General features: G+C 73.0%; 8 protein-coding genes. 6 read left to right on the forward strand and 2 right to left on the reverse strand.

What is annotated here, in order from left to right; translation table 11 throughout:
- On the forward strand, positions 1 to 205 hold a 205-nt coding region (locus ACFWI8_RS35255), incomplete at its 5' end, for a glycosyltransferase (protein WP_387100052.1).
- A 63-nt stretch (positions 206 to 268) separates the two neighbouring features.
- Here the strand turns inward: ACFWI8_RS35255 and ACFWI8_RS35260 are convergent.
- Positions 269 to 1,261, reverse strand: a complete 993-nt coding sequence (locus tag ACFWI8_RS35260; protein WP_387100055.1) for a LacI family DNA-binding transcriptional regulator — start codon at positions 1,259 to 1,261, stop codon at positions 269 to 271.
- Between the two features lie 48 nt (positions 1,262 to 1,309).
- Positions 1,310 to 3,124, reverse strand: coding sequence for a glycoside hydrolase family 15 protein (locus tag ACFWI8_RS35265; protein WP_387100058.1), 1,815 nt, complete (start codon positions 3,122 to 3,124; stop codon positions 1,310 to 1,312).
- Positions 3,125 to 3,465: 341 nt separating this feature from the next.
- On the opposite strand from ACFWI8_RS35265, the gene ACFWI8_RS35270 reads away from it, so the two are divergent.
- From ACFWI8_RS35270 to ACFWI8_RS35290, 5 genes are all read left to right on the forward strand, one after another.
- Positions 3,466 to 5,181, forward strand: a complete 1,716-nt coding sequence (locus ACFWI8_RS35270) for a CTP synthase (protein WP_387100060.1) — start codon at positions 3,466 to 3,468, stop codon at positions 5,179 to 5,181.
- 5 nt (positions 5,182 to 5,186) lie between these two features.
- A complete protein-coding gene (locus ACFWI8_RS35275) occupies positions 5,187 to 5,831 on the forward strand; it encodes an NUDIX domain-containing protein (protein WP_387100063.1) in 645 nt (214 codons plus the stop codon).
- Between the two features lie 94 nt (positions 5,832 to 5,925).
- Positions 5,926 to 8,106, forward strand: coding sequence for a tetratricopeptide repeat protein (locus tag ACFWI8_RS35280; RefSeq protein WP_387100066.1), 2,181 nt, complete (start codon positions 5,926 to 5,928; stop codon positions 8,104 to 8,106).
- A gap of 83 nt (positions 8,107 to 8,189) precedes the next feature.
- The gene (ald, locus tag ACFWI8_RS35285) at positions 8,190 to 9,314 is read left to right on the forward strand and encodes an alanine dehydrogenase (protein ID WP_387100069.1); all 1,125 of its coding nucleotides are present in this window, start codon (positions 8,190 to 8,192) and stop codon (positions 9,312 to 9,314) included.
- A 478-nt stretch (positions 9,315 to 9,792) separates the two neighbouring features.
- A complete protein-coding gene (locus ACFWI8_RS35290) occupies positions 9,793 to 10,803 on the forward strand; it encodes a ParA family protein (RefSeq protein WP_311602341.1) in 1,011 nt (336 codons plus the stop codon).
- The last annotated feature ends 160 nt before the right edge of the window (positions 10,804 to 10,963 follow it).

Raw genomic sequence — 10,963 nt, forward strand, 5'->3', positions numbered from 1 at the left:
CGTCGGGGACGCCGCCGTCCTGGTGCCCTACGGTGACCCGGCCGCCCTCGGTGCCGCCGTCGGCGCTTTGCTCGGCGACCCCGCGCTGCGCGAGACGCTGGCCGCCGCCGGCCGGGCCAGGTCCGGCAGCTGGCCGACCGAGGACACCACGGTGGCCCAGGTGCTCAGTGTGTACGACGAGCTCGCCGAGTCGCTCCGGAGCTGAGCAGGTCGGGCGACGGCGCCGCGGATGAGGAACGACCCGGCGCCGGCACCTCCGGCGGAGCGCTTACGCCGAGGCCCTGACGACGAGCCTGGCCGGCGTGACCACCGGGGCCAGCGGCCCCTCCGCGAGGCCGAGCCGCCGCAGCAGCAGCTCGGCCATCAGCTCGCCCATGTGCCGCACGTCCTGCCGGACGGTGGTCAGCGGCGGATCTGACCAGGCGGCCGGCTCCAGGTCGTCGTAGCCCACCACGGCGACGTCCTCGGGCACCCGCAGGCCGCGCGCCCGCAGGGTGCGCAGCGCGCCGCTCGCCATCAGGTCGTTGCCGGCGAAGACGGCGTCGGGCCCGGGGGAGCGGGCCAGCAGCTCGGCCATCGCCCGCTCGCCGCCGGCCGCCGTGAAGTCGCCCCTGGCCAGCAGCGCCGGCTCCGGCTCCGCCAGGCCGAGCGCCTCCAGGTAGCCGTCGAGCCGGTCGGCGGCCGAGGTCTGGTCGAGCGGTCCTGTGATAACGGCGATCCGGCGGCGGCCGCCGGCCAGCAGGTGGCGGACGGCCTGCCGGGCGCCGTCCCGGTTGTCGGTGTCCACGTAGAGCGGCCCCGGCTCCCCGGCCGCCGCCGCCCAGCCGGGGCGGCCGCCGAAGACCGTCGGCAGCCCCGAGGCGGCGGCCATCGCCGGCAGCGGGTCGTCGGCGTGCAGCGAGAACATCAGCGCGCCGTCGACGTGGCCGCCCGACAGGTAGCGGTCGATGCGGTCGTAGTCGTCTCGGCCCTCGAGCAGCGTCAGCAGCAGTTGGGTGTCCTCCGCGGCCAGCCGGTGGCCGATGCCGCGCAGCTGCTGCGCGAAGAACGGGTCGGCGAAGACCCGGGTGTCCGGCTCGGCGATCACCACGGCCACCGCGCCGGTGCGGCGGGTCACCAGGCTGCGGGCCGCGCTGTTCGGCACGTAGCCGAGCGCGGCCACCGAGCGTCTGACCCGTTCCCTGAGCTCGGGACGGACCCCGGGCGTCCCGTTGACCACCCGGGAGACCGTGGCCCGTGACACGCCCGCGTGCGCCGCCACCGCCTCCAGGGTGGGCGGGACCCGTCCCGGCCGTGGCACGAGGCGGCCTCAGCCGCCGTACGTGCTGTAGGCCCCGGACGCGGTGAGCCGGAGCGCCGTGTCGATCAGCGGGACGTGGCTGAAGGCCTGCGGGAAGTTGCCGACCTGCCGCATCCGCCGCGGGTCCCACTCCTCGGCCAGCAGGCCCACGTCGTTGCGGAGCGCCAGCAGCTTCTCGAACAGCTTCCGCGCCTCCTCCACCCGGCCGATCATCGCCAGGTCGTCGGCCAGCCAGAACGAGACGGCGAGGAACGCGCCCTCGTCGCCCTCCAGGCCGTCCACGCCCGTCTCCTCGCCGTTGGTCGGGTAACGGAGGATGAAGCCGTCCAGCGTCGACAGCTCGCGCTGGATGGCCTCGATGGTGCCGATCACCCGCTTGTCGTCCGGCGGCAGGAAGCCCATCTGCGGGATCAGCAGCAGCGAGGCGTCCAGCTCCTTGGAGCCGTAGGACTGGGTGAAGGTGTTGCGCTCCTTGTCGTAGCCCTTCTCGCACACGTCCCGGTGGATCGCGTCCCGCAGGTCGCGCCACCGCTCGAGCGGCCCGTCCACCTCGCCGGACTCGATCAGCTTCACGGTGCGGTCCACCGCCACCCAGGCCATCACCTTGGAGTGGGTGAAGTGCCGGCGCGGGCCGCGCACCTCCCAGATGCCCTCGTCGGGCTCGTCCCAGTGCTCCTCCAGGTAGCGGATGAGCTTCAGCTGGAGGACGTTGGCGTGATCGTTGCGCGCCAGGCCCGTCATGTGCGCCAGGTGCAGCGCCTCCGTCACCTCGCCGTACACGTCGAGCTGGAGCTGGCCGGCCGCTCCGTTGCCCACCCGGACCGGCTGCGAGTTCTCGTAGCCGGGCAGCCAGCTCAGCTCCGCCTCGGCCAGCTCGCGCTCGCCGGTGATGCTGTACATGATCTGGAGGTTCTCCGGGTCGCCGGCCACCGCGCGCAGCAGCCACTCGCGCCAGGCCCTGGCCTCCTCGTGGTAGCCGGTGCGCAGCAGCGAGGAGAGGGTGATGGCCGCGTCCCGCAGCCACGTGAAGCGGTAGTCCCAGTTGCGGGAGCCGCCGATCTCCTCGGGCAGCGAGGTGGTGGGGGCCGCCACGATGCCGCCGGTGGGCGCGTAGGTCAGCGCCTTGAGGGTGATCAGCGAGCGGACCACGGCCTCCCGGTAGGGGCCGTGGTAGGTGCACTGGCCGACCCAGTCGCGCCAGTACTCCTCGGTCGTTGCCAGCGCCGCCTCCGGCTGCGGCACCGGCGGCGGCTGCTTGTGCGAGGGCTGCCAGCTGATGGTGAACGCCACCCGGTCGCCCTGCGCCACCGTGAAGTCCGAGTAGGTGGTCAGGTTCTTGCCGTAGGTGTCGGCGGTGGTGTCGAGCCAGACGGAGTCGGGCCCGGCCACGGCGACGGTGCGGTCGTCCACCTTGTGCACCCACGGCACGACCCAGCCGTAGGAGAACCGCATCCGCAGCGTGGACCGCATCGGCACCCGGCCGCTGACCCCCTCCACGATGCGCACCAGCTGCGGCGGGTCCTCGCCACGCGGCGGCATGAAGTCGATCACCCGGACCGTGCCGCGCGGCGTGTCCCACTCCGACTCCAGCACCAGGGAGTCCCCCCGGTACCGCCGGCGGCTGGCCGGCGGCGGCGGCGCGTCCTTGCCGTGCGCCGGCCCGATCCGCCAGAAGCCGTGCTCCTCCGTCCCGAGGAGCGCGGCGAAGACGGCATGGGAGTCGAAACGGGGCAGACACATCCAGTCCGCCGAGCCGTCCCGGCAGATGAGCGCGGCGGTCTGCATGTCTCCGATGAGTGCGTAATCCTCGATGCGCCCGGCCACTAGCGTCTCCAGTCGAACAGTGCTCCGCCCCCCGTGGGACGTGCGGCTTTACGTCGCCCATTCGAGCGTCCGAGCAGAATACGACGTGGCCAGCGGGTCCGCGCGACGGTTGGCGGATTCATGTGGTCCACCCGCGGCCCTTGAGGGGGTTGCGTCTCAAATGTCGAGATCTCCCGTCAGGGGACACGCGCGCGCTGCCCCGGGTTTAACCCACTGATACCCTGGTAGCCCGTGGAGCGGAGGGCAGCGAAACCCCCGAACCCCAGCGACGGCACCCCGGCACTCGGACCGGCGGCCGTCAGGCATCCGACCTCGCGACCCACGGGAGCCCCCCTTTGGCCATGCCGCCCATCAGTACGACGACCAAGCACATCTTCGTCACCGGCGGGGTCGCCTCCTCGCTCGGCAAGGGGCTCACCGCGTCCAGTCTCGGAGCCCTCCTCAAAGCACGTGGCCTGCGCGTCACGATGCAGAAGCTCGACCCCTACCTCAACGTCGACCCCGGCACCATGAACCCGTTCCAGCACGGCGAGGTGTTCGTCACCAACGACGGCGCCGAGACCGACCTGGACATCGGCCACTACGAGCGCTTCCTCGACGTCGACCTCGACGGCAGCGCCAACGTCACCACCGGCCAGATCTACTCCACCGTGATCGCCAAGGAGCGGCGCGGCGAGTACCTGGGCGACACCGTGCAGGTCATCCCGCACATCACCAACGAGATCAAGCACCGCATCCGTCGGATGGCCACCGACGACGTCGACGTCGTGATCACCGAGGTCGGCGGCACCGTCGGCGACATCGAGTCGCTGCCCTTCCTGGAGGCGGTCCGCCAGGTGCGCCACGAGGTCGGCCGGGACAACGTCTTCGTCGTCCACATCTCCCTGCTGCCCTACATCGGCCCCTCCGGCGAGCTCAAGACCAAGCCCACCCAGCACTCCGTCGCCGCGCTGCGCAACATCGGCATCCAGCCCGACGCCATCGTGCTGCGCGCCGACCGGGACGTCCCCACCGCCATCAAGCGCAAGATCTCCCTGATGTGCGACGTCGACGAGGCCGCCGTGGTGGCCTGCGTCGACGCCAAGTCGATCTACGACATCCCCAAGGTGCTGCACGGCGAGGGCCTGGACGCCTACGTGGTGCGCCGCCTCGACCTGCCGTTCCGGGACGTCGACTGGACCCAGTGGGACGACCTGCTGCGCCGCGTCCACCGCCCGGAGCACGACGTCACCGTGGCGCTGGTCGGCAAGTACATCGACCTGCCCGACGCCTACCTGTCGGTCACCGAGGCGCTGCGCGCCGGCGGCTTCGCCAACAACGCGCGGGTCCGCATCAAGTGGGTCACCTCCGACGACTGCCGCACCCCGGGCGGCGCCGCCGAGCAGCTCGGCGACGTCGACGCGATCTGCGTGCCCGGCGGGTTCGGCGACCGCGGTGTGGAGGGCAAGATCGCCGCCATCACCTACGCCAGGGAGCACGGCGTCCCGCTGCTCGGCCTCTGTCTCGGCCTGCAGTGCATCGTGATCGAGGCCGCCCGCAACCTGGCCGGCATCGAGGACGCGGGCTCCAACGAGTTCGACCAGGGCTGCCCCAACCCGGTGATCTCCACCATGGAGGAGCAGCTGGACATCGTCGCCGGTGAGGGCGACATGGGCGGCACGATGCGGCTCGGCCTCTACCCGGCGCGTCTCGCCGAGGGCTCCATCGTCCGCGAGGTCTACGGCGGCGAGGCGTACGTCGAGGAGCGGCACCGCCACCGCTACGAGGTCAACAACGCCTACCGCGGTGAGCTCGAGAAGAAGGCTGGGCTCGTCTTCTCCGGCACCTCGCCCGACAACAAGCTGGTCGAGTACGTGGAGTACCCGCGGGAGGTCCACCCCTACCTGGTCGCCACCCAGGCCCACCCGGAGCTCCGCTCCCGGCCCACCCGGCCGCACCCGCTGTTCGCCGGCCTGATCAGGGCGGCCGTGCGCGGCTCCGCCGCCCCGGTGGCGGGCGCGGTGGAGCGCTCAGCCGGCGCGGGCGAGCTGGCGGCGCCGCGCGGTGGGGGACACTGACGGCCATGACGCAGCAGTCGCACGACCTCCTCGCAGACACCCCCGCCCACTGGTCCGTCACCACCACGACCACGCCCTTCACCGGCAACAAGACCAGCGTCCGCGCCGACGAGGTGGTCATGCCGGACGGCGGCACGGCCCGCCGCGACTACCAGGTGCACCCCGGCTCCGTCGCGGTGCTCGCGCTGGACGAGCGGGACCGGGTCACCGTCATCGAGCAGTACCGGCACCCGGTCCGCCACAAGCTCTGGGAGATCCCGGCCGGGCTGCTCGACGTCCCGGGCGAGAACCCGCTGCACGCCGCCCAGCGCGAGCTGTACGAGGAGGCCCACATCAAGGCGGAGGACTGGCAGGTCCTGATCGACCTGTACACCTCGCCAGGCGGCTCCGACGAGGCCGTCCGGGTCTTCCTCGCCCGCGACCTCTCGGTGGCCCAGGGCGAGCGGTTCGCGGTCTCCGAGGAGGAGGCAGACATGCGCCACGCCCAGGTGCCGCTCGACGAGCTGGCAGCCGGCCTGCTCGCCGGCCGGCTGCACAACACCTGCCTGGCCACCGGGGTGCTCGCCGTGCTGGCCGCCCGCGCCGGGGACGGTCTCGACGCGCTGCGGCCGGCCGAGGCCCCCTGGCCGGCCCGACCGTTCACGTTCTGACCCGCCGGCGGCGGGGCACGGCCGGACGGGCGCGCCTCGGCGTCGGTAGACGTGTCATGCCCCGGCCCGCCGGAGCGTGACATACGCTCGCCCCGTGACGGACGTGACGCAACAGACGGTCACCGACCTGACCGGGGCAGCGGAGTTCCTCGGCCGCCGGCGCGAACTCTCGGCGCTGCGCTCGGACATCGCGCGCGCCGGCCTCGACACCCTCGCGGGGCGCCCGGCGCCGCGCTCCCGGGTGCTGCTGGTCGCCGGCCGACCCGGCACCGGGCGCACCGCGCTCGCCGAGTACTTCGCCGCGAGACTGCTCGACTCCGGCGGCTACCCCGACGGCCTGCTGCGGGCCGGGCTCACCGAGCCGGGCGGCGCTCCGGTCCCGGTGACCAGGGTCGCCGGCGACCTCCTCGAGGAACTGGGCGTCCCGGTCGTGCCGGGCGCCGACGAGGAGGACGCGACCGCCGCCCTGCGCGAGGCGCTGACCGGCCGCCGGGCCGTCCTGCTGCTCGACGACGTGGACGACGCCGAGCCGCTGGCCGACCTGATCCCCGACGACCGGCACTGCCTGGTGCTCGCCGTGGCCCGTGGCCCGCTCGTCGGCGTGCCCGACGTACGGCCCTGCACCGTCGGCGGCCTGGACCGGAACACCGCCGTCCGGCTTCTCGTCAGGGGCGCCGGCGACATCCGGGTCACCGTCGACCCGAGCGCGGCCGACCGGCTCGCCGAGCTGTGCGGGGACCTGCCGGCCGCGCTCCGGCTGGCCGCCGGCTGGCTGGCGGCCCACCCGGAGACCACTGTGGCCGAGGCCGTCCGCCGGCTCGTCGAGACCCCCGACCCGGTCGGCGCGGCCGCCGGGGACGGCGAGGACGGCGAGGACGGCGACGCCAGGGACGCCGTCGACGCCGCCGAGGCGCCGCTGAGTCGGGCGTTCGCGCTGGCCCACAGCGCCCTGCCGGCGGCCTCCGCCCGGATGCTGCGGCTGCTCGCGCTCGCCCCCGCCGGGCTCGTCGACGCGCACACCGCCGCCGCGCTCGTCGGCTGCCCCGTTCCCACCGCCCGCGCCACGCTCGCCGAGCTGACGGGCTTCGGGATGCTGCGCTCCGTCGTGGCGGAGACCGGCTCGGGCGACCCGGACCAGTACCGGGTGCCCGGCTGCCTGGCCACCAGGATCAGCGCACTGCTCGACACCCTGGAGCGGCCGGGTGAGGCGCTGCTGGCCAGGGCCAGGATGCTGGAGCGGATCGTCACCCGACTGCGCGCCTGCCAGGCCGTCGCCGAGCCGCCGGGCAGCCCGGCCAGGGAGTGGCTGGCCGGGTTGCCCGCGGCGCTGCGGTTCGAGACCCCGCAGGACGCGGCCCACTGGTTCGCGACCCGCCGCCCGATGCTGCTCGCGGCCGCCAGGACGGCCGCCGCAGGCGGCGAGCTCGACACCTTGGCCAGGCGTCTCTTCGCCACCCTCAGCCGGGTGCTGATCGCCCAGCTGCCGCCCGCCCCGGCCAGGGCCGAGGTCTACCGGCTGCACGAACTCGCCCTGTCCGTCGCCGAACGCCGGCGGCTGACCAGGGAACGCGCCGCCGCGCTGCTCAGCCTGGGCGACATGGACGCCGACGCCGGCCGCCCGCGCGCCGCGCTCGACCGCTACCGGGCCGCCTACGAGGTCGCCAGGAACGAGCGGGAGCCGGAGAACACGGACGCCGTCGGCCGGGCCCTGGAATCCATCGCCGACACCTACGCCGAGCTCGACGACTGGCAGCGGGCGGCCGACTGGTACGGCAGGGCGCTGCCGCTGAGCCAGACGCGCGGCGACCTGGCCGGCGCGGCCAGGCTGCACGGCCGGGTCGGTGCCGCCCTGATCCGCACCGGCGAGTGGACCGAGGCCCTGCGGGCCTGGCGGGCGGCGGCGGCCGCGCACCGCAGGCTCGGCGACGTGCCGGCCCAGGCCTGGGCGCTGGCGGAGGTCGCGCTCGCCCAGGAGCGCATGGGCCGGCCGGAGGACGCCCTGCGCACCGGCTCCGATGCCCTGCGCCTCGCCGAGCGCACCGCCGGCGTCGAGCTCCAGGCCGAGCTGCGGCTACGGCTCGCCGACTGTGCCGAGCAGCTCGGCCGCGGCGAGGCCGCCGCCGCGCACCGGGCCGCGGCCGACCGGCTGCGCGCCGAGGCCAGCGAAGGGACAGGGGCCGAAAGGGCGGGGCGGAAGCCCGAGGCGCCGGAGCGGACCATCACCCCACCGCCCGCTCCCACATTGGAAACACAGACACCTGCGGCCAATGATTAACGCATTGCAAGGCTAGACAAGCGGGATTCCTTACTTACACTGGTCGAGACAGGTGTCCATCGCGTGCAAGGACCGTGATCGACGTGAAGGTCGGCATTCCCACCGAGGTCAAGAACAACGAGTTCCGAGTCGCCATCACCCCGGCCGGGGTCCACGAGCTCGTCACCGGCGGACACCAGGTCCTCGTCCAGCGCGGGGCCGGGCTCGGATCCGCCATCCCCGACGAGGAGTTCGCCGCCGCCGGGGCCACCGTGATCCCCGAGGCGGACGAGGTGTGGGCCGGCGCCGACCTGCTCCTCAAGGTCAAGGAGCCGGTCGCGGAGGAGTACCACCGGCTGCGCAAGGACCAGACGCTCTTCACCTACCTGCACCTCGCCGCGTCCCGCGACTGCGTGGACGCGCTGCTGGACTCGGGCACCACCGCCATCGCGTACGAGACCGTGGAGACCACGGGCCCGGCCGGCCGCGCCCTGCCGCTGCTCGCGCCGATGTCCGAGGTCGCGGGCCGGATCGCCCCCCAGGTCGGCGCCTACCACCTGATGCGCTCGGCCGGCGGACGGGGCGTGCTGCCCGGCGGCGTCCCCGGCACGCCACCCGCCGGCGCCGTGGTCATCGGCGGCGGCGTCGCGGGCTGGCAGGCCACCCAGATCGCCGTCGGCATGGGCTTCCAGGTCACCCTGCTCGACAAGGACGTCAGCAAACTCCGCGAGGCGGACCGGGTGTTCGGCACCCGGGTGCGCACCGTCGTGGCCAACGCCTACGAGGTCGAGCGCGCCGTGCTCGCCGCCGACCTGGTGATCGGCGCCGTGCTGGTGCCCGGCGCGCGGGCGCCGAAGCTGGTGACAGGCGAGCTGGTCTCACGGATGCGGCCGGGAAGTGTCCTTGTCGACATCGCGATCGACCAGGGCGGTTGCTTCGAGGACTCCCACCCCACCACCCACGCCGAACCGACGTTCCGCGTCCACGACTCGCTCTTCTACTGCGTGGCCAACATGCCCGGCGCCGTGCCCGCGACCTCCACCGCGGCGCTGACCAACGCCACCCTGCCCTACGTCGTCGAACTGGCCGATCACGGCTGGCGCGAGGCCCTGCGGCGCGACCCCGCGCTCGTGCCCGGGCTCAACGTCCATGACGGACAGGTGATCTCGGCTCCCGTCGCCGAGGCACACGGACTGCCGTACACCGAACCGCACGCCGTCCTCGGGTGATTCATCGACCTGGCGGTCAACTCCCGCCGTCAACATCGGGAATGTCACACGCCGTGTCCCGACACGCCGCCCGGACGACCGGGCGGCACCCGAGTCGGCAACTCGTGACGCGTGGTCAACTCGTCTGCTAGATAGCGCTTTAACCGATTCGTGGGCAGGGGAAACGTCCCGCTGGTGAGGCTTGTGCCCTTGACAAGAGATTGTTCGACGGCCGACACATCCGTGCCGGTCCGGCGGATTGTGTTGCTGTGAACCACCGACACGCCATAGAGTCGCCAATCGTCGGCATGGTGCAACGCTGACTCTGTCTAGAAGTTTCCTGGTCCCCAAGGAGGTAAGACGACTTGTGAATGAGTCGACAATTACTCCCCGGGGAGGACAACCAGGGGTCCCGGAGCGGCATCAGGGCACCGGGGATCTGACGGGCCTGGGCTCCGTCGCTGTCCGTACCCACGCAACCCACCAGAGCCAACCGAGCATGACAGCGCATCAGAGCACGGAAGCAAACGCGACGGGCGGCGACGCCGACCGTTTCCCCGACTACGACGATCTCCCGGACGGGCAGTTCTACGACCCGGACGCGGAGTACGAGCCCGACCCCGAGTACGCGGCCACCATCGCCCCGGACGCGGCCAGGCAGCGGCGCGAGCGGATCGGCCCGACCGGCCGCCCGTTGCCGTACTTCCCGATCCCGGGGCCGCTCGTGGAGCGCGGTCCGGCGCAGATCATCGCCATGTGCAACCAGAAGGGCGGGGTCGGCAAGACGACCTCGACCATCAACCTGGGTGCCGCGCTCGCCGAGTACGGCCGCCGGGTCCTGCTGGTCGACTTCGACCCGCAGGGCGCCCTCTCGGTCGGCCTCGGCGTGAACCCGATGGAGCTCGACCTCACCATCTACAACCTGCTGATGGAGCGGGGCATGGCCCCCGACGAGGTGCTGCTCAAGACCGCGGTCGCCGGCATGGACCTGCTGCCGAGCAACATCGACCTGTCGGCCGCCGAGGTACAGCTGGTCAGCGAGGTGGCCCGGGAGTCCACGCTCCAGCGGGCGCTCCAACCGATGCTGAACGACTACGACTTCGTCATCATCGACTGCCAGCCCTCGCTCGGCCTGCTCACCGTGAACGCGCTCACCGCGGCGCACAAGGTGATCGTGCCGCTGGAGTGCGAGTTCTTCGCGCTGCGCGGGGTCGCGCTGCTGACCGAGACCATCGAGAAGGTGCAGGAGCGGCTCAACCCGAACCTGCGCCTGGACGGCATCCTGGCCACCATGTACGACTCCCGCACGGTCCACAGCCGGGAGGTCCTGGCCCGGGTGGTCGAGGCGTTCGACGACAACGTGTACCACACGGTCATCGGGCGCACGGTCCGCTTCCCGGAGACCACGGTCGCCGGCGAGCCGATCACCACCTACGCGTCCAACTCCGTTGGCGCGGCCGCGTACCGCCAGCTCGCCAGGGAGGTGCTCGCCCGGTGCCACGCCGAGTGAGCCTCCCGGCGGCCGACGAACTGTTCCGTAGTACCGGCGGGGCCGCCGTACAGCCCTCGACGCCCCCGAGCCCGAACCCGTCGCACGAGCCGGCGGGCAGCACCAAGGAGGAACCGGCGCCGACGCCTCGTCTGCCGGCGCCGGCGGGTGAACCCCGGCC

It is taken from the genome of Streptomyces sp. NPDC127098 (assembly GCF_042722465.1).
GTDB lineage: Bacteria > Actinomycetota > Actinomycetes > Streptomycetales > Streptomycetaceae > Streptomyces > Streptomyces millisiae.